Source organism: Nonomuraea wenchangensis, assembly GCF_900111685.1.
GTDB classification, from domain to species: Bacteria; Actinomycetota; Actinomycetes; order Streptosporangiales; family Streptosporangiaceae; genus Nonomuraea; species Nonomuraea wenchangensis.
Window position 1 is genome coordinate 106,111 of the sequence record NZ_FOHX01000021.1, and the last position, 17,090, is coordinate 123,200.

The window sequence follows — 17,090 nt, forward strand, 5'->3', positions numbered from 1 at the left end:
CCGTGAAGCGACCGACGATCGCCGACATCGCCAGCAGGGCGGGCGTCTCCAAAGTGGCGGTGTCCTACGCGCTCAACGGGCAGCCCGGCGTGTCGGAGGCGACACGGGCCAGGATCGTCGCCATCGCCGAGGAGATCGGCTGGCGGCCCAACAGCGCCGCGCGGGCGCTCAACGGGGCCCGCGCCGACTGCGTGGGGCTGGCGCTCTGCCGCCCCGCCCGCGTCCTCGGCGTCGAGCCGTTCTTCATGGAGCTGATCAGCGGCATCGAGGGGGTGCTGGCCGACCGGTCGTACGCGCTGCTGCTCCAGGTCGTCACCAGCCACCAGCAGGAGAGCGAGGTCTACCGGCGCTGGTGGGGCGAGAGCCGCATCGACGGCGTCTTCGTCGTCGACCTGCACACCTCCGACACCCGGGTCGGCGAGCTGGAGCGGCTCGGCATGCCGGCCGTGGTCATCGGGCACCCGTCGGAGTCGGGCTCGCTGTCGGCGATCTGGTCCGACGACGGGCAGGCCGTCCGCGAGACCGTCGGCTACCTCGTGGCGCTCGGCCACCGGCGCATCGCCCGGGTGGCGGGGCTGCCCGAGCTGGTGCACACCGCGCTGCGCGACCGGGCCTTCGCCGAGGCGTGCCAGGGGGTGGCCGAGCCGGTCACGGTCCACACCGACTACACCGGCGAGGAGGGCGCGCGCGCCACCCGCCGCCTGCTCAGCTCGCCCGACCGGCCGACGGCGATCATCTACGACAACGACATCATGGCCGTGGCCGGGCTCTCGGTGGCCCAGGAGATGCGGGTCGAGGTGCCGCGCGACCTGTCCGTGGTGGCCTGGGACGATTCGCCGCTGTCGCGGGTCGTCCGGCCGCCGCTGACGGCGCTCACCCGCGACATCGCGGCCTACGGGGCGCACGCGGCGCAGCGGCTGCTCGCGTTGATCGCCGGGGAGAGCGTCCCTCCGTACGAGGACCAGGCGGCGGCGCTCACGCCGCGCGGCAGCACCGGCCCGGCCCCACTGTGACGTTCCGGGGCGCCCGGCCCGACTGTCGCATTCCGGGCGTCTCGGCACGTGTCGCGCGGGCGGGGCCGGCGGCTGGCAGACCGCTTGGCCCCGCGCGCGACACGTGCCGCCCCCTCCTTCGCGGCGGGTCCGACCTCACTGAGCACGCGCACTGACGGTCGAATACCTCTATGTCGCCACGAATCTGGACGGGCGCGTAACGCCAGGTCTGCGGGGTAGGCGGCCCCCATGACTGAGAGCCTTGACACCGATCTGCTCTGGGAAGAGTTCCACCGCGCGGTCAACATGAACTCGGAGGAGCTGCGTTCCTATCTGCTGACGGAAGCCTCGGACGAGGAGGGCTTCCCGCCCGACCCCGACCTCGGCATCGACGAGCTCGGGCGGGGCGTGCTGCACGTCCTGAGCAAGCGCAAGGGCGATCTCACCAGAACCGACCTCGACGTGATGCGGCAGGTCGTCGAGCTCGTCGAGACCCTGAACGGCCGGACGGACGACGAGTCGCGGCGCGAGCTGATGTCCGTCGGCCACGACCCGCTGCGAGGCTGACCCCCTACCGGGGGCGCGCACTGCAAGAATGGGTCTTCGTCCATCCGAGGAGATCCGTTGAGAGACAACCTCGACCTCGCCGCGAGCGCCCAAGAGCTGGCCGACGCCGCCCCGACGGGATCGATCGACCGCGCCGCCGCCTCGTCCGTGGCCATCACGCTCGCCACCACCCGCGACATCGACCAGGCCAGGGCGACCCTCGACGGGCTCTCCCCCCAGGAGGTGCGCGAGGCCGCGCTCCAGCTCTTCGACCGGCTCTCCGCCGACTCCTAGGGCTCCCGGGCCGATGCGGGTCGGGATTCTGGGGCCGCTGCAGGTGGCGGGCGCGCGGGTGGGCGGGGCCAGGGTGCGGGCCCTGCTCGTACGCCTCGCGCTCGACCCCGGCCGGGTCGTCCCCGCCGACCGGCTGATCGACGACCTCTGGCCGGACGAGCCGCCCGCGCATCCGGCGGCGGCGCTGCAGTCCCTGGTGTCGCGGGCCCGGCGCGAGGCCCCTGGCGTCATCGGCTCCCATCCCGCCGGCTACCTGCTCGACGTGCCGCCGGGCGAGGTGGACGCGTGGGCGTTCGAGCAGCTCGTACGCGACGGCGAGGCGCACCGGGCGCTGGCGCTCTGGCGGGGCCCGGCGCTGGCGGACGCGGCGGACCTGCCGTTCGCGGCGGGGCCGGCGGTGCGGCTGGAGGAGCTGCGGCTGACCGCGCTCGCCGCCAGGATCGCCCACGACCTGTCCACCGCCGGTCCGGCAATGGAGGGGCTGGTGGCGGAGCTGGAGGGGCTGGCGGCGGCCTGCCCGCTGCGGGAGCCGTTCCACGCGCTGCTGATGCGGGCGCTGTCGGCGGTCGGGCGGCGGGGTGAGGCGCTGGCCGTCTTCGAGCGGATCAGGGCCGCACTGGACGACGAGCTGGGCGCGGACCCCGGGCCGGAGCTGCGCGAGGCCCACCTGGAGGCGCTGCGGGAGCCGCCGGCCGCGCCGCGCGGCAACCTGCCCGCCCAGGTGACGAGCTTCGTGGGCCGGGACGGCGACGTGGCCCGCCTGCGCGCCCTGCTCGGCGGCGGGGCCCGGCTGGTCACCCTGACCGGCGCGGGCGGCGCGGGCAAGACGAGGCTGGCGCTGGAGGTGGCCGGCGGGGTGGTCGCGCCCGGCGGGGTGTGGCTGGTGGAGCTGGCGTCCGCCGACGGGGTCCGTGCCGCGGTGGAGAGCGTGCTGCGGACCAGCGATCCGGCGGCGGCGCTGCGCGGGGCCGGGGCGCTGATCGTGCTCGACAACTGCGAGCACGTGGTCGAGGAGGCCGCCAGGGTGGCGGGGCGGCTGCTGGCGGAGGTCGCGGACCTGCGGATCCTGGCCACCAGCCGGGAGCCGCTCGACATCCCCGGCGAGAGCGTCCATCCCGTCCCGCCGCTGCCGGAGGCGCAGGCCGTCGCGCTGTTCGCGGCGCGGGCCGCGGCGGCCAGGCCCGGCCTGCGGGTGGAGCCGGAGCGGGCGGCGTGGATCTGCCGGGAGCTGGACGGCATCCCGCTCGCCATCGAGCTGGCCGCCGCCCGCCTGCGCACGATGCCGGTGCCGCTGCTGGTCGAGCAGCTCGGCGACCGGCTGGCCCTGCGCGGCGGGCGCACCGCCGAGCCGCGCCACCGTACGCTGCGCGCGGTCATCGACTGGAGCTGGAACCTGCTCTCCGACGCCGAGCGCGAGCTGCTGCGCGGGCTGACCGTCTTCTCGGGCGGCGCGACGTACGAGGCGATCGCCCGGGTCTGCGGAGGTGGCCTGGACCTGCTGTCCTCGCTGGTGGACAAGTCGCTCGTCGCGGTGTCCGGCGACCGCTACACGATGCTGGAGACGATCCGCCAGTACGCCGCCGCCGACCTGCCCGAGCTGCGCCGCGCCCACGCACTCCACTACACGGAGCTGGCCGAGCGCGCCGAGCCGCACCTGCGTACCGGCGCGCAGTTCGCCTGGCTGGCGGTGCTGGACGCCGAGCACGGCAACCTGGAGGCGGCGCTGCGCCACGCCGAGGACCCGCTGCGGCTGATCCTGCCGCTGTTGTGGCCGTGGATCATGCGGGCCCGGCTGCGGGAGATCCGCGAGCAGGCAGCCGCGGTGCTCGCCCGGGTCGGGGACGTGCCGCCGCCGGGCAGGGAGCTGGCGCACGGGCTCTGCCGGATGCTGGCGGGTGAGCGGGCGTCGGAGGCGGTGCGCGGCTCCGACCATCCGGCGGCGCTGAACTTCTGGGCGATGGGGGCCGTGCTGGGCACCCCGGACGACGTCGTGGCGCTCACGGAGCGGGGCGCCGAGCGGCTGCGCGACCATCCCGACCCGTGGGTCAGGTCGGCGGCGCTGCTGGTCGCGGGCCTGGTGCGGTTCGAGTACGGCGCGGTGGCAGGCGCGGAGGACCTGCTGGAGCCCGCGCTGGAGGGCTTCCGCGGGACCGGTGACCGGTGGGGCCAGTGGGCGGCCTCCTACTGGCTGTCGCTGGCGGCCGAGAACCGCGGCGACTTCGCCGCCGCCGTCGCGCTCACCGAGACGCCGGGGGTGGCGGGGTCGCCGGGGCTGCCGGGGCTGGAGGAGGTGGCGCTCGGGCCGATGTCGTACCTGCTGCGGCTGGGGCAGCTCAAGTGCCGGGCGGGCGACCTCGCGGGCGCGGCCGGCGCGCTGGCGCGGGCGCAGGAGGCCGCGGAACGTTCGCGGGACCCCGAGCCGCTGGCCCGGGTGCTGCACGCCCGCGCCGAGCTGGCCAGGCGCGGCGGCGACCCGGCGGAAGCGCGGCGGCTGCTCGAGGCCGCGCTCGCCCTGGACGTCGAGGCGAGCCCGCAGTTCAGGGCGCTGCTCCAGGTCGAGCTGGCCCGGGTGGCCGAGCCTGGCCGTCCGCTGCGCGCGGCGCTGGAGCTGATGGCCGGCTGCTCGGACCGGACGGTACGGGCGACGGTGCTGGAGGGCGTGGCCGGGCACCTGGAGCCGGCGCCGGCGGCCGAGCTGCTGGGCGCGGCGCGGGCGCTGCGCGGGATCGCCGAGTCGGCCGACCCGTACGTGACCGCCCTCGCCGCGCGCTGCCGGGAAGCGCTGGGCGCGGCCGGTTTCGAGGCGGCCATGGAGAGGGGCGCGGCGCGGCCGGACCCGGAGCGGCACGCGCTGGGGTCGCTGGCGTACCGTTGAAAGGCCACGACCTGCGAAGCTTCCCTCCTGGTGTCCGATACGTCAGGGTGGCAACAATGAATCCGTGAGGAAGGAGAGCTGTGGCCAGTCCTGGCACGCTGGACGCTAGGGGAAGCGATTTCTCCCGGCTGGCCCATCGCATCGCGGACGCCGGGCTGCTGGACCGGCGTCCCGTCTACTACGCGGTCCGGATGGGCGTCTGCGTCGCCGTCTACGTGGCCTCCTGGGTGCTGTTCGCCCTGGTGGGCGACTCGTGGCTGCAGCTGCTGGTGGCGGCGCTGCTGGCGGTGGTGTTCAGCCAGTTCGGCTTCCTCGCCCACGATCTCGGCCACCGCCAGGTCTTCCGTACCCGCCCGCCCAGCGACCTCGCGGGCCTGCTGTTCGGCAACCTCGCGGTCGGGCTCGGCTGGGGCTGGTGGAACAGCAAGCACAACCGTCACCACGCCAACCCCAATCACGAGGACCACGATCCGGACGTCTCGCCCGCGGTCATCGTCTTCTCGGCGGACCAGGTCGCGAGGAGCCGGGGCCTGCCCAGGCTCGTCGCCCGCCACCAGGCGTTCTGGTTCCTGCCGCTGCTCACGCTGGAGGCCTGGCACCTGCACGTGGCCAGCGTGAAGGCGCTGCTCAAGCCGGGGGCGCGGCGGCGGTGGCAGGAGCTGGGGCTGCTCGCGGCGCACTTCGCGGCCTACTTCGGCGCGGTCTTCGCGGTGCTGCCGCCGGGCAAGGCGCTGGCGTTCCTGGCCGTGCACCAGGGGCTGTTCGGGCTCTACCTGGGGTGCACGTTCGCGCCGAACCACAAGGGCATGCCCGTGCTCACCAAGGAGGACAAGCTCGACTTCCTGCGCAAGCAGGTGCTCACCTCGCGCAACGTGCGGGGCGGCCCGGTCCGTGACGTCCTGCTCGGCCAGCTCAACTACCAGATCGAGCACCACCTGTTCCCGAACATGCCCGCGCCGAACCTGCGCCGCGCCCAGCCCATCGTGGAGGACTACTGCGCGGAGATAGGCGTCAGCTATCTGCAGACCGGCCTGTTCGCCTCCTACCGGCAGGCGCTGGGCCATCTGCACGAGGTGGGCGCCTCGCTACGCTGACCCCTCCTCCTCCAGGCGGGCGACCAGGGTGTCGCGGCGGCGTTCCAGCTCCGCGATCAGCTCGACCTGCTCGTCCGCCTGGCTGATCACCGCGGCCTTCTCGATCTGGTCGGTCGCGCCCATGTCCCGGATCTGCGCGCGGATGTCCTGGTTCTCCGCGCGCAGCCGGGCCAGCTCCTCGTCGAGCCGGCGCAACTCTTCCTTGATGCTCATTCACGGACGGTACCCGTACAGAATGGAAGACATGCGAAAGCCCTCCACCAGCACGATGGCGTCACTCGCGGCGGTGGGCGTCGTGGCGGTGGGCACGGTGGTCACCGCCATGCTCGGCCCGTCACGGCCGCTCAACCTGCTGGACGTGCTGCTGCCGGTGGTGGCGAGCGCGGCGACGCTGGCCCGGCGCAGGTTCCCGGTCGCGGCGCTGATCGTGGTCGCGCTCTGCGTGGCGCTCTACTACCCGTGGGGGCGGCTCGACGGGCCCCTGCTGGTGCTGGCGTTCGTGGCGCTCTACACGGCGGCCGACCTCGGGCACCTCACCGCGGCGGTCGCCACCGGGGGCACGCTGCTGCTGGCCATGGGGGTCGGCGAGTCCGGCGGCACCCGGCACGTGGACGACACGATGTTCATCGCGATCGGCGGCTGGGTGGTGGCGGCGGTGGCGTTCGGCGGGGTGACCAGGACGCGGCGGGCCTATCTGCTGGAGGCGGAGCGGCGGGCGGCCGACGCCGAGCACAGCAAGGAGGAGGAGGCCCTGCGGCGGGCGAGCGAGGAGCGGCTGCGCATCGCGAGGGAGCTGCACGACGTGCTCGGGCACAACATCTCCATGATCAACGTGCAGGCCGCGGCGGCGCTGCACGGGCTGAAGAAGCGGCCGGAGGAGGCCGAGCAGGCGCTGCGCACGATCAAGGACACCAGCAAGGAGACGCTGCGGGAGCTGCGTACCACGCTGGGGGTGCTGCGGCAGGTGGACGAGGGCGTGCCGACCGCGCCCGCCGACAGCCTGGCCAGGATGGACGCGCTGGTCGCCGCCTCGGGCCTGACGGTGCGCACGGAGCTGGACGGGCCGCTCGACGCCCTGCCCACCGAGGTGGACCTCGCCGCCGCCCGCATCATCAGGGAGGCGCTGACCAACGTCTCCCGCCACTCCGGCGCGGCCGAGGCCCGGCTCTCGGCCGCCTGCCGGGACGGGGAGCTCGTCGTCCGCGTGGAGGACGACGGCCCCGGTGTCACGTACGACGGAGGCAGCGGCTTCGGCCTGCAGGGCATGCGCGAGCGCGCGACCGCGCTCGGCGGCACGCTGGAGGCCGGTCCGCGCCCCGAAGGCGGCTTCCGCGTGGTCGCCCGCCTGCCGATCGAGGGAGTTCGATGATCCGCGTCATGCTCGCCGACGACCAGACCCTGGTACGGGCGGGTTTCCGGTCCATACTCAGCGACGAGGACGACATCGAGGTCGTCGCCGAGGCCCCCAACGGCGAGGTCGCCGTGGCCGGGGCCCGCGAGCACCGGCCCGACGTCGTGCTCATGGACATCCGCATGCCCGAGCTGGACGGTCTGGAGGCCACCCGCAGGATCGCCGGCGACCCGCGGCTCGACGGCGTCAAGGTGATCATCCTGACCACGTTCGACCTGGACGACTACGTCTACGGGGCGCTGCGGGCGGGCGCGAGCGGCTTCCTCGTCAAGGACACCGAGCCGGCCGAGCTCATCCACGCGGTCCGGGTGGTGGCGAGGGGCGACGCGCTGATCTCGCCGTCGGTCACCCGGCGGCTGATCGCCGAGTTCGCCGGCCGGGTGAAGCGGCCCGAGCCCGGCCCGCGGCTCAACGCGCTGACCGAGCGCGAGCGGGAGGTGATGACGCTGGTCGCCGCCGGGCTGTCCAACGACGAGATCGCCACCCGGCTGGTGCTGAGCCCGGCCACGGCGAAGACGCACGTCAGCCGCATCATGACCAAGCTGGCGGCGCGCGACCGGGCCCAGCTCGTGGTGCTCGCCTACGAGGCCGGGATGATCACGCCCGGCTGGCTTACCACCTGAGCGGTACGCCCGGGGACCCGCCTGCATCCCCGGGCGTACGCCGGATGCCCGCCCCGGCATGACGCGGCGACCGGTGCCGTGACCGGAGGCTTGCCGGCATGGAAACGGTGGATCTCGCTCGCCTGCAGTTCGCGCTCACGGCGGGCGCGCACTTTCTCTTCGTCGCGCTCACCCTGGGCCTCGCGACCCTGGTGGCCGTGCTCCAGACCCGGGCGACGGTGACCGGCAGCCCGATCCATCAGCGGATGACCCGGTTCTGGGGCCAGCTCTACCTCATCAACTACGCGATGGGCATCGTCACCGGCCTGGTCATGGAGTTCCAGCTCGGGCTGGCGTGGAGCGGGCTCACCGAGTACGCGGGCAACGTCTTCGGCTCGGCGCTGGCCATCGAGACGCTGGTGGCGTTCTTCGTCGAGTCGACGTTCCTCGGGCTGTGGATCTTCGGCTGGAACCGGCTGAACCGGTGGGCGCACCTGGCGCTGATCTGGGTGGTGACGCTGACCGCGTACGCGTCGGCGTTCTGGATCATGGTGGCGAACGGCTTCCTGCAGCGCCCGGTCGGCCACGTGCTGGAGGGCGGGGCGCTGCGGCTGGCCGACTTCGGGGCGATGGTCGGCAACCCGGCCGCGCAGCTCGCGTTCTGGCACGTCCTGGGCGGGGCGCTGCTCACCGGCGGGTTCTTCATGGCCGGCGTGAGCGCCTACCACCTGCGCAAGCGCACCGCCGAGCAGGACTTCTTCCGCAAGTCGCTGCGGCTCGGGCTCGGGCTGGCGCTGCCGGCGGCGATGTTCACGGTGACGTTCGGCGGGCTGCAGTTCTCCTACCTGCAGCCGTCGAAGAGCTCCGTGTGGGCGAACCGGACGCAGCTGATGGCCGAGACGCAGGCCACGATGGCGGCCCTGCACGGGCCCGGCGACTACCTGCCGCCGGTCGGCCCGGTGCGGGTGGCGGGCGTGCTGATGATGGTGCTCTGGGTGGTCATGATCGTGGTGGCGGGGCTGAGCGTGCTGCTCATGGCGTTCCGGCCGGCCGTACGGTCCTTCCGGCCCTGGCACTGGCTGCTGACGCTGATGATCCCGGTGCCGTTCGTCACGATGCTGGCCGGATGGGTGTTCCGGGAGGTGGGACGCCAGCCGTGGGCCGTCTACGGCCTGCTCACCACGGCCGATGCCATGTCGCCGCTGACCGCGGTGCAGGTGCGGGTGTCGCTGGCCGCGTTCACGACGGTGTTCGCGGTGCTCATCGCGATCAACTACTGGCTGCTGGCCCGGCACGCCCGGCGCGGTCCCGGCGCGGTCGTGCTGGGCGACCGGCCGGCCGAGCCCGCCCCCGCCCCCGTCCCCACGTTCTAGAGGAGCCGTCATGGAGATCTTCATTCTGGCCTTCTTCGCCCTCGGCTACCTCGTGCTGGCCGGTGCCGACATCGGGGTCGGCATGGCGCTGCCCTACCTGGGGCGCTCCGGCGACGAGCGGCGCGAGGTGATCGCCGCCATCGCGCCGTTCTTCCTCGGCAACGAGGTGTGGCTGGTCGCCACCGCCGGGGTGCTCGCCGGGCTCTTCCCCGAGCTGGAGGGCGAGCTGCTGAGCGGCAACTACACGCTGGTGGTCGGGCTCGTGCTGGCGTGGGTGATCCGCGACATGGGGCTGTGGCTGCGCGGGCGGCTGCCTCGGCCCGGCTGGCAGGCGTTCTGTGACGGCGCGACCGTGGCCGGGAGCTGGGGGCTCGCCCTGACCTGGGGGCTGCTGCTCAGCCGCGTGCTGCTCGGGCTGGAGGGGCCGGTCGCGATGGTGCCCGCGCTGGTGGTGGCCGCGCTGTTCGGCACGCACGGGCTGACGTTCGCGGCGCTGCGGCTGCGCGGCGCGTTGCGCGAGCGGGCGGGCGTGCTCACGGGCGGGGGCGGGGAGGCGCGGGCGTACGCGCTGACGGCGGCGGCGCTGCTGGCCGTCGGGGTGCTGGCGGGGCTGCGCCTCCCGCTGCATCCGGGCACGTCGGGCCCGGTGCTGGTGCCGGTGGTCCTGGCGCTCATCCCGTTCCTGGTGGCGTCCCAGGGCTGGGTGTGGTGGACCTTCCGGCACCGGGTCACCGGGCCTTCGTACCTTTAGAAAACGGGGACGCCCTCCCTGGTGAGCTTCCAGTTCGGGGCGGCGAAGTCGGCCGGGTCGATGGTGCCCTTGGCGGTGGCGTACTCGATGAGCGCCTGGCGGATCTCCACCTGCGCGTTGTAGAGGACGGGGGCGGTGGTGACGTGCGGGAAGCCGCCGCCGCCCGACTGCCGGTAGTTGTTGATCGCGACCACGAACTCCTTGCCGGCCGGGAGCGGCTGCCCGTCGTAGGTCAGGTTCGCGATGCGCTGGCCGACCGGCTTGCTGACGTCGATGTCGTACGAGACGCCGGAGAGCTGGTCGTAGTTGTAGTCGGGGGTGCCGGAGGCGTTGGTCAGCGTGGCCACGTCCACCGGAGCCCCGGGGGCGAGCTGGTTGAAGTACTTCGCCGAGTACTCCAGGTAGTCCTTGATCTGCGCGCCCGTCAGCTTGATCGCCAGCAGCGTGTTGTCGTAGACGTAGAGGCCCGCGACGTCCCTGACCCGGACGTCACCGGCGGGGAAGACCGCCGAGCGGCTGAACGGGGCCGCGATCGACAGCACCGGCAGCGTGTTGTCCGGCAGCGCCTGCTTCACCGTCTCGGTCTGCACCTGCTGGATGTAGTCGAGGATCGGCGTGTCCTTGTACGGCGACTCGGCCGCCGACAGCTCCTGAGCCGACTTGGCCACGACCTTGTTGACGTAGCCGACGGTGGTGTCGTGCTGCGGCTTCAGCAGCGAGACGATCTTCGGGTCCTCGGCGACCGTGTTGGTGTTGATCGTGGCCGAGGACTTGCCGGTCACGACCCACTTGCCGCGCTGCTTGGCGAGCTGGAAGTCCAGCCGGGACAGCCGCTGCCCCCACCGGCCCGGCTCGGTGAGCAGCACCTGCTGCCCGGTGACCTTGTTGGTGACGAACTTCTGCGGCACGTCGTTGTGCGCGTGCCCGAACAGCACCGCGTCGATGCCCGGCACCTGCTCGGCGACCAGGGCGGAGGCGTTCTCGACGGGCAGGTCGCCGCCGTAGGAGGACATGCCGTTGTCGCCCGCGTGCGCGGTCACGACGACCACGTCCGCGCCGAGGCCGCGGATGACCGGCACCCACTTCTTCGCCGAGTCGACCAGGTCGGTGAAGCGCAGCTTGCCCTCGACGTTGGCCTTGTCCCAGATGGCCACGCCGGGGTTGGTGAGGCCGAGCACCCCGACCTTGATCGGCTTCTCGCCCTTGACCTTCATGGTCTTGATCACGAACGGCTCGTACGCGGGCAGCCCCGACTTCGCGTGCACGGCGTTCGCGCCGAGCACCGGGGCCTTCATCTGCTTGATCCAGGTGGCCAGCAGCGGCAGACCGTAGTTGAACTCGTGGTTGCCCAGGGTCACGGCGTCGTAGCCGATGGCGTTCATGGCCTTGGCCATCGGGTGGGTGGCGCCGGTCTCGGTGATCGGCTCGATCTTGGCGTAGTAGTAGGCGAGCGGGGTGCCCTGGATCGTGTCACCGGAGTCGAACAGCAGCGTGTGGCCCGGCCCGCGCTCGGCCCTGATCGTGTTGACCAGCGTGGAGACCTTGGCCAGGCCGACGCTGTTGCCGGCGCTGTCGGCGTAGGCGGCGTCCTTGAAGTAGTCCCAGTTGAGGACGTTGCTGTGCAGGTCGGACGTGCCCATGACGGTGACGGTGACCGTCTTCGTGGGCCCGGCCTGAGCGGCCCCGGCCTGAGCCGGGAGCGCCGCCAGGGCCAGCGCGGTCAGCGCGGCGGTCCCGGCGAGGGCGAGCTTCTTGGTCTGCATGTGCCTGGAGGGTAACCACCACAAATTACTCGGCGGTTACGACTCGCCCAACGGCTCCCGTGTCACGAACTCGCGGATCAGCGCGGTGATCTCGGCCGGGCGCTCGTGCAGGACGACGTGGCCGCTGTCGAGCTCGGCGTACTCGCTGCCGGGGATGGCGGCGTGCAGCGCGCGGGCGTGCTCGACCGGGACGAGGTGGTCGCGGGTGTTGCCGATGACCAGGGTGGGGGCGGTGATCTTGGGGAGCAGGTCGCGGACGTCCACCCTGAGGTCCAGCTCGATCTGGCGGAGCGTGCCGCGCGGCGGCTCGCCCATGAGCGCCGCGACGCCGGCCTTTCGGACGAACTCGGGGCTGAAGCCCACCAGCGGCCCGTACGCGGCGAAGCTCTCGGGGTCGGTGCGCGCGAGCCTGGCCCAGGTGCGCAGGCCGAGTGCGAGCCGGTCGTCGGCGAGGTGCGTCCAGCCCGCGATGAGCACCAGCCGCCGGACCAGCTCGGGCCGCTCGGCGGCGACCGCGGCGGCCACGACCGCCCCCAGGGAGAACCCCACGAGGTCGGACGGGCCCTCGAAGGCGGCGGCGACCTGCCCGGCGAGCAGGTCCAGCGTGAGCTCGCCGCCGGGGTCGGCGGTGGCCCCGCTGCCCGCGTAGTCGGGGGTGATGACGGTGCGCACGTCGCTCAGGCCGGGCACGAGGTGGCCCCAGTTGGTCGCGGCGTCGCCGCCGGTGCCGTGCACCAGGACCAGCCCGGGGCCCTCGCCGGCGCGGCCGTAGTGGACGGGGCCCGCGGGGTGCTGCGCGAGGGGCATCGTTCTCCTCGAAGTTTCTTTAGTGATCGCTACAGAAAGCACCATAACATAGCGATCGCTATAGAATGACGGCATGGCCAGGCAGCGGACATTCGACCGGGACCTCGCGCTGGAGCAGGCGCTGCGGGCGTTCTGGCGGCACGGCTACGAGGCGACCTCGATCGCCCAGCTCACCGCCGCGATGGGCATCAGACCGCCCAGCCTGTACGCCGCCTTCGGCGACAAACGCCGCCTGTTCGAGGAGGTCATCGCCCGCTACCAGCGCACCTACGGCGCCTTCACCACCCGCGCGCTGGCCGAGGAGCCGACCGGGCGGCAGGCGATCGAGCGCGTGCTGCGAGAGGCCGCGGCCGAGTACGCCGACGCCGCGCATCCGCCCGGCTGCATGATCGTCTCCTCGGCGGTCAACTGCGGGCCGGAGTCCGCCGAGGTGGAGGAGCTGCTGCGCGACCACAGGAACGAGGCCACGGCCGCGCTGAAACGGCGCATCGACGACGACCTCGCGGCGGGCCGCATCCCGGCCGGCACCGACACGGCCGGGCTGGCCGCCTTCTACGCCTGCGTCATCCAGGGCATGTCGACGCAGTCGCGCGACGGGGCGGGACCCGCCGAGCTCCGGCGGATCGCCGCCCTCGCCATGGCGGCCTATCCCCCTACTACTGCGACATGACGCCGGCGTCCTCGGGCGCGATCTCCGGCGGCGAGGCCCGCAGCCAGCGGCAGCCGTGCGGCTCCAGCGGCAGCTTCACCTTGGCGTCGGCCGACACGTCGAGCGTGCCGTCCACCAGCAGGTCCGTGAGCTGCTGACCCTCCAGCCCCGCCAGCTCCAGCTCGGCGTCCACCGCCGTGTCGCACAGGTTGTGCGCCACCACGACCGTGGCGCCGTCGGCGTCGCAGCGGTGCGCGAAGACCGCGTGGTGCCCGGCGTCCAGCACGGTGTACGTCCCCCACGCCAGCTCCGGGCACTCCCGGTAACGCTCGATGAGCAGCTGGAACCAGCGCAGCAACGAGGCCGTGTCCCGCTTCTGGTCGGCGACGTTGACCCGCTCGGGAGCGAAGGAGCCCTCCGGCACCTCGCGCACCGGCTCGGCCGGGCTGAAGCCGCCGTCCCGCGTCCACTGCATCGGGACGCGGACCGCGAGCCGGCCCTCCTCGTCGAGGTTCTCGCCCATGCCGATCTCCTCGCCGTAGAAGATGACGGGGGTGCCGGGCAGGGAGAACAGCAGGCTGTAGGCCATCTTGACGCGGCGCAGGTCACCGCCGAGCATCGTCGGCAACCGGCGGCGCAGGCCCCGGCCGAAGATCTGCATGTCCTTCTCCGGACCGAACGCGTCGAAGACCTCCTGCCGCTCCTCGTCGGTCAGCTTGTCGAGGGTGAGCTCGTCGTGGTTGCGGAGGAACATGGCCCACTGGCAGTCCTTCGGCGGCTCCGGGCGCTCGCGGAGGGCGTCGGCGAGGGGGCCGGCGTTCTGGCGGGCCAGCGACAGCCACGCCCTCTGCATGCTGATGAAGTCGAAGCACATGGTGACCTGGTCGCCGAGCCCGTCGCCGAAGTACGCGACTAAGTCCTCGTAGGGCACGTTGACCTCGCCGAGCAGGATCGAGCCACCCTTCCTGCGGGTCATGAACGCCCGCATGTCCTGAAGGAACTCGTGCGGATCGGGCAGCTTCGGGTCGACGTTCTCGATGAGGAACGGGACGGCGTCCACCCGGAAGCCCGACAGGCCGAGCTCCATCCAGAACCCGAGAATGCGGGTGATCTCGTCCCTGACCTCGGGGTTGGCCACGTTGAGGTCGGGCTGGTGCTTGTAGAAGCTGTGCAGGTAGTACTGCTTGGAACGGTTGTCCCACTCCCAGAGGGAGTCCTCCTTGTCGGGGAAGACCACCTTGCTCGGGTCGTCCGGCTCCGGCTTGTCGGACCAGACATACCAGTCGCGCAGCGGCGAGCTCTTGCTCTTCCGCGACTCCTTGAACCAGGGGTGCTGGTCGGAGGTGTGGTTGACGACGAGGTCGGCGATGACGCGCATGCCACGGTCGTGGGCGGTGCGCATGAACTCCACGAAATCGCCCAGCGTGCCGAGGCGGGGGTCGATGCTGTAGAAGTCGGTGATGTCGTACCCGTCGTCCCGGTTGGGGGTCGGGAAGAACGGCATCAGCCACAGACACGTCACGCCGAGCCCGGCGAGATAGTCGATCTGCTGCGTGAGCCCGCGGAAATCGCCGACGCCGTCACCATTGCCGTCCTTGAAGGTCTCCACGTCCAGGCAATAGACGACGGCGTTCTTCCACCAGACGTCAGAGGTGTACGTCAGTCGCATGACCCCCCGACTACCCCTGCTTTGCCGATTCAGGCGATTCTCGCGGCGACGGCGTCGAGCACCCAGTCGAGCTCCAGGTCGAAGGACGTCCCCGCGTCCGTCTCCGTGCCCTCGTGCACGAACCTGGCCAGCGCCGGATAGCGGCCCGTGTCCAGCATCCTCGTGAGGTGGGGGCCGTGGGCGCGCTGCCAGTCGTGCTCGGACAGCCCGGTGGCGCGCTCGGCCCGCAGGCTCGCGATCTCGCGCCTGATCGCGCCGGTGACGTAGGCGTTGACGGTCGCCACGGCGCGCGCCACGGTGTCCACGTCGGCGAGCCCGTCGAACGCCGCCAGCGTGACCTCGGCGGCGGCGAGGGCGTTGGGGCCGAGGCTCGGCCGGCCGCCGAGCAGGTCGGCCAGCCATTCGTGCCGGAGTGCGGCCTGCCGGGTGCGGCGGGCGTGGGCGCGCAGGGTCTCGCGCCAGCCACGGGCCTGCCCCTCGGCCTCCCGGGGCAGGATCTCGGCGTACACCGCGTCCAGCATGAGGTCGAACAGCTCTTCCTTGGTGGCGAGGTAGCCGTAGAGCCGCATCGGGCCGGCGTCGAGCCTGGCCGCGACCTTGCGCAGCGACACCGCCTCCAGCCCGCCCTCGTCGGCCAGTTCGACGGCGGCGGCGACGATGCGCTCGCGGTCGAGCGGCACGGGCGCGGGCCGGGGCTGCGGCTCTGGCCGGTCCCACACAGTCATGAATACATCGTACGATTGCGATACAGCGTATTTAATCAATACAGTGTATCGACATGAGACAACGTATCGCCGTCGTCGGCGCGGGGCCCGGCGGCCTCGCCTTCGCCCGCGTCCTGCACCGCCACGGCCACCCCGTCACCGTCTACGAACGTGACCCCGGCCCCCACGCCCGTCCCCCGGGCGGCACCCTCGACCTGCACGAGGACATGGGCCAGTGGGCGCTCGACAGAGCCGGGGTGCTCGCCGGGTTCCAGGCCCGCTCCCGCTCCGAGGGCCAGGCCATGCGCATCCTGGCCGAGGACGGGACCGTGCTGCGCGACTGGCCGCCCAGGCCCGGCGACCCCCAGCATCCGGAGATCGACCGCGGCGACCTGCGCGACCTGCTGCTCGGGCCGCTCGACGTCCAGTGGGGCCGGACCGTGACCGAGGTCGTGCCGTCCGCCGGCTCCCCGGTGCGGGTGCGGACGGCGGACGGCGGCGAGGAGACGTACGACCTGGTGGTCGGCGCGGACGGCGGCTGGTCACGGGTGCGCCCGGCGCTCTCGCCCGCGACCCCGCGCTACACCGGCGTGCGCTACGCCGAGACCTCACTGGACGACGTCGATGCCCGCCATCCCGACCTCGCGCGCCTGATCGGCGACGGCTCCATGGCCGTGTACGGGGTGAACAAGGCCCTCGTGGCGCAGCGCAACAGCGGCGGCCACGTCAAGGTGTACGCCCAGTTCCGCGCCCCGCTGGAGCGGCGGATGGAGCCGGAGGACGCGCGGGAGGAGTTGCTCGCCCTGTTCGACGGCTGGGCCGATCCGCTGCTCGACCTGCTCAGGCACGGCGACGTCTTCACGCACCGCGCACTGCACGTCCTGCCCGTGCCGCACACCTGGGCCCACGTCCCGGGGGTGACGCTGCTCGGTGACGCCGCCCACCTGATGCCGCCGCTCGGGGCCGGCGCGAACCTCGCGCTGCTGGAGGGGGCCGAGCTGGCCGAGACCGTCCTCGCCGCGGAACCCGGCCGCCTGGACGAGGCCGTCGCCGCCTTCGAGGAGCGGATGGGGGCGCGGGCGGCCAGGTGGGCGGCGTTCACCGCGGCCGGGCTCGACCGCATCGTCAGCCCCGACCCGGCCGACGCGGTCGCCTTCTTCGACGAGCTCCAGAGCCCCGAGCAGGTCCGTTAGGCCGGCGTTCATGGGGGAATGGCGTTCCATCGACGGGCCGCGATCCGCGCCACTAAGGTGCGAACGCGACAACAACTCAGAAAGGCCCCCCATATGAGCGACTACGCGATCACCTTCGATCTCATCGACGTCGACAAGGACGGCCGGATCTCGGCCGAGGAGCTCGTCCGGCTCATGGAGATCATGGGCCAGCCGGTGACGCTGGAGGCGGCGCAAGAAGGCGTGCGCAGGCTCGACAAGGACGGCGACGGGCTCATCGACGTGGAGGAGTTCGGCGCTTTCGTCAGCCGTTGAGCGGTCCGTCATCGGTATAGCCGAATGTGATAAAACCAAGCACTTGCTACAAAACTCCTGTCGCCTGGGTCAC

General features: G+C 72.6%; 17 protein-coding genes. 12 read left to right on the top strand and 5 right to left on the bottom strand.

Annotation, left to right across the window (positions count from 1 at the left end; genetic code table 11):
* Window positions 1-2 precede the first annotated feature (2 nt).
* From BMW85_RS41505 to BMW85_RS41525, 5 genes are all read left to right on the top strand, one after another.
* Window positions 3-1,013 carry a LacI family DNA-binding transcriptional regulator gene (locus BMW85_RS41505; RefSeq protein ID WP_091092740.1) on the top strand — a complete coding sequence of 337 codons (1,011 nt, stop codon included), beginning with the start codon at window positions 3-5 and terminating at the stop codon, window positions 1,011-1,013.
* A gap of 228 nt (window positions 1,014-1,241) precedes the next feature.
* Window positions 1,242-1,559 (top strand): DUF3140 domain-containing protein, encoded by a 318-nt coding sequence (locus BMW85_RS41510; protein WP_091092742.1) that lies wholly within the window; start codon window positions 1,242-1,244, stop codon window positions 1,557-1,559.
* A 57-nt stretch (window positions 1,560-1,616) separates the two neighbouring features.
* Entirely contained in the window at window positions 1,617-1,832 is a 216-nt protein-coding gene (locus BMW85_RS41515) for a hypothetical protein (RefSeq protein ID WP_091092743.1), read from the top strand.
* Window positions 1,833-1,845: 13 nt separating this feature from the next.
* Window positions 1,846-4,707, top strand: coding sequence for an AfsR/SARP family transcriptional regulator (locus BMW85_RS52175; protein WP_091092744.1), 2,862 nt, complete (start codon window positions 1,846-1,848; stop codon window positions 4,705-4,707).
* 191 nt (window positions 4,708-4,898) lie between these two features.
* A complete protein-coding gene (locus BMW85_RS41525) occupies window positions 4,899-5,801 on the top strand; it encodes a fatty acid desaturase family protein (protein ID WP_218156171.1) in 903 nt (300 codons plus the stop codon).
* Here the strand turns inward: BMW85_RS41525 and BMW85_RS41530 are convergent.
* Complete coding sequence (locus BMW85_RS41530; RefSeq protein WP_143082585.1) at window positions 5,793-6,014, bottom strand: hypothetical protein; 222 nt, start codon at window positions 6,012-6,014, stop codon at window positions 5,793-5,795. The genes BMW85_RS41525 and BMW85_RS41530 overlap by 9 nt on opposite strands.
* A 31-nt stretch (window positions 6,015-6,045) precedes the next feature.
* Here BMW85_RS41530 and BMW85_RS41535 point away from each other — a divergent pair, with 31 nt between their 5' ends.
* The 4 genes from BMW85_RS41535 (at window position 6,046) to BMW85_RS41550 (ending at window position 9,938) form a co-directional block, all read left to right on the top strand.
* Window positions 6,046-7,170 (top strand): sensor histidine kinase, encoded by a 1,125-nt coding sequence (locus tag BMW85_RS41535; RefSeq protein WP_245775370.1) that lies wholly within the window; start codon window positions 6,046-6,048, stop codon window positions 7,168-7,170.
* The gene (locus BMW85_RS41540; RefSeq protein ID WP_091092750.1) at window positions 7,167-7,835 is read left to right on the top strand and encodes a response regulator transcription factor; all 669 of its coding nucleotides are present in this window, start codon (window positions 7,167-7,169) and stop codon (window positions 7,833-7,835) included. The genes BMW85_RS41535 and BMW85_RS41540 overlap by 4 nt, the downstream gene beginning before the upstream one ends.
* Window positions 7,836-7,933: 98 nt before the next feature.
* Complete coding sequence (locus tag BMW85_RS41545; RefSeq protein WP_091092751.1) at window positions 7,934-9,187, top strand: cytochrome ubiquinol oxidase subunit I; 1,254 nt, start codon at window positions 7,934-7,936, stop codon at window positions 9,185-9,187.
* A gap of 10 nt (window positions 9,188-9,197) precedes the next feature.
* Window positions 9,198-9,938 carry a cytochrome d ubiquinol oxidase subunit II gene (locus BMW85_RS41550; protein ID WP_091092753.1) on the top strand — a complete coding sequence of 247 codons (741 nt, stop codon included), beginning with the start codon at window positions 9,198-9,200 and terminating at the stop codon, window positions 9,936-9,938.
* On the opposite strand, the gene BMW85_RS41555 is transcribed toward BMW85_RS41550, so the two are convergent.
* Both BMW85_RS41555 and BMW85_RS41560 read right to left on the bottom strand, forming a co-directional pair.
* Complete coding sequence (locus tag BMW85_RS41555; protein WP_091092754.1) at window positions 9,935-11,701, bottom strand: bifunctional metallophosphatase/5'-nucleotidase; 1,767 nt, start codon at window positions 11,699-11,701, stop codon at window positions 9,935-9,937. The two genes, BMW85_RS41550 and BMW85_RS41555, sit on opposite strands and share 4 nt — an antisense overlap.
* Window positions 11,702-11,737: 36 nt before the next feature.
* The gene (locus BMW85_RS41560; protein WP_091092756.1) at window positions 11,738-12,508 is read right to left on the bottom strand and encodes an alpha/beta fold hydrolase; all 771 of its coding nucleotides are present in this window, start codon (window positions 12,506-12,508) and stop codon (window positions 11,738-11,740) included.
* A gap of 73 nt (window positions 12,509-12,581) precedes the next feature.
* Between BMW85_RS41560 and BMW85_RS41565 the strand changes: the two genes are divergently transcribed.
* The gene (locus tag BMW85_RS41565; protein ID WP_091092758.1) at window positions 12,582-13,178 is read left to right on the top strand and encodes a TetR/AcrR family transcriptional regulator; all 597 of its coding nucleotides are present in this window, start codon (window positions 12,582-12,584) and stop codon (window positions 13,176-13,178) included.
* On the opposite strand, the gene BMW85_RS41570 is transcribed toward BMW85_RS41565, so the two are convergent.
* Window positions 13,165-14,826 (bottom strand): alpha-amylase family protein, encoded by a 1,662-nt coding sequence (locus BMW85_RS41570; RefSeq protein ID WP_091092759.1) that lies wholly within the window; start codon window positions 14,824-14,826, stop codon window positions 13,165-13,167. The genes BMW85_RS41565 and BMW85_RS41570 overlap by 14 nt on opposite strands.
* 29 nt (window positions 14,827-14,855) lie before the next feature.
* Window positions 14,856-15,551 carry a TetR/AcrR family transcriptional regulator gene (locus BMW85_RS41575; protein ID WP_091092761.1) on the bottom strand — a complete coding sequence of 232 codons (696 nt, stop codon included), beginning with the start codon at window positions 15,549-15,551 and terminating at the stop codon, window positions 14,856-14,858.
* Window positions 15,552-15,604: 53 nt separating this feature from the next.
* On the opposite strand from BMW85_RS41575, the gene BMW85_RS41580 reads away from it, so the two are divergent.
* Entirely contained in the window at window positions 15,605-16,723 is a 1,119-nt protein-coding gene (locus BMW85_RS41580; RefSeq protein ID WP_091092762.1) for an FAD-dependent oxidoreductase, read from the top strand.
* 93 nt (window positions 16,724-16,816) lie between these two features.
* On the top strand, window positions 16,817-17,017 hold the full coding sequence (locus BMW85_RS41585; RefSeq protein ID WP_091092764.1) for an EF-hand domain-containing protein: 201 nt from the start codon (window positions 16,817-16,819) through the stop codon (window positions 17,015-17,017).
* The last annotated feature ends 73 nt before the right edge of the window (window positions 17,018-17,090 follow it).

Excerpts from the sequence above, each read along its gene's own strand:
- BMW85_RS41510 (WP_091092742.1), top strand. The coding sequence starts at position 1,242 with ATGACTGAGAGCCTTGACACCGATCTGCTCTGGGAAGAGTTCCACCGC.
- BMW85_RS52175 (WP_091092744.1), top strand. The coding sequence starts at position 1,846 with ATGCGGGTCGGGATTCTGGGGCCGCTGCAGGTGGCGGGCGCGCGGGTG.
- BMW85_RS41525 (WP_218156171.1), top strand. The coding sequence starts at position 4,899 with ATGGGCGTCTGCGTCGCCGTCTACGTGGCCTCCTGGGTGCTGTTCGCC.
- BMW85_RS41530 (WP_143082585.1), bottom strand. The coding sequence starts at position 6,014 with ATGAGCATCAAGGAAGAGTTGCGCCGGCTCGACGAGGAGCTGGCCCGG.
- BMW85_RS41535 (WP_245775370.1), top strand. The coding sequence starts at position 6,046 with ATGCGAAAGCCCTCCACCAGCACGATGGCGTCACTCGCGGCGGTGGGC.
- BMW85_RS41540 (WP_091092750.1), top strand. The coding sequence starts at position 7,167 with ATGATCCGCGTCATGCTCGCCGACGACCAGACCCTGGTACGGGCGGGT.
- BMW85_RS41545 (WP_091092751.1), top strand. The coding sequence starts at position 7,934 with ATGGAAACGGTGGATCTCGCTCGCCTGCAGTTCGCGCTCACGGCGGGC.
- BMW85_RS41550 (WP_091092753.1), top strand. The coding sequence starts at position 9,198 with ATGGAGATCTTCATTCTGGCCTTCTTCGCCCTCGGCTACCTCGTGCTG.
- BMW85_RS41555 (WP_091092754.1), bottom strand. The coding sequence starts at position 11,701 with ATGCAGACCAAGAAGCTCGCCCTCGCCGGGACCGCCGCGCTGACCGCG.
- BMW85_RS41560 (WP_091092756.1), bottom strand. The coding sequence starts at position 12,508 with ATGCCCCTCGCGCAGCACCCCGCGGGCCCCGTCCACTACGGCCGCGCC.
- BMW85_RS41565 (WP_091092758.1), top strand. The coding sequence starts at position 12,582 with ATGGCCAGGCAGCGGACATTCGACCGGGACCTCGCGCTGGAGCAGGCG.
- BMW85_RS41570 (WP_091092759.1), bottom strand. The coding sequence starts at position 14,826 with ATGCGACTGACGTACACCTCTGACGTCTGGTGGAAGAACGCCGTCGTC.
- BMW85_RS41575 (WP_091092761.1), bottom strand. The coding sequence starts at position 15,551 with ATGACTGTGTGGGACCGGCCAGAGCCGCAGCCCCGGCCCGCGCCCGTG.
- BMW85_RS41580 (WP_091092762.1), top strand. The coding sequence starts at position 15,605 with ATGAGACAACGTATCGCCGTCGTCGGCGCGGGGCCCGGCGGCCTCGCC.
- BMW85_RS41585 (WP_091092764.1), top strand. The coding sequence starts at position 16,817 with ATGAGCGACTACGCGATCACCTTCGATCTCATCGACGTCGACAAGGAC.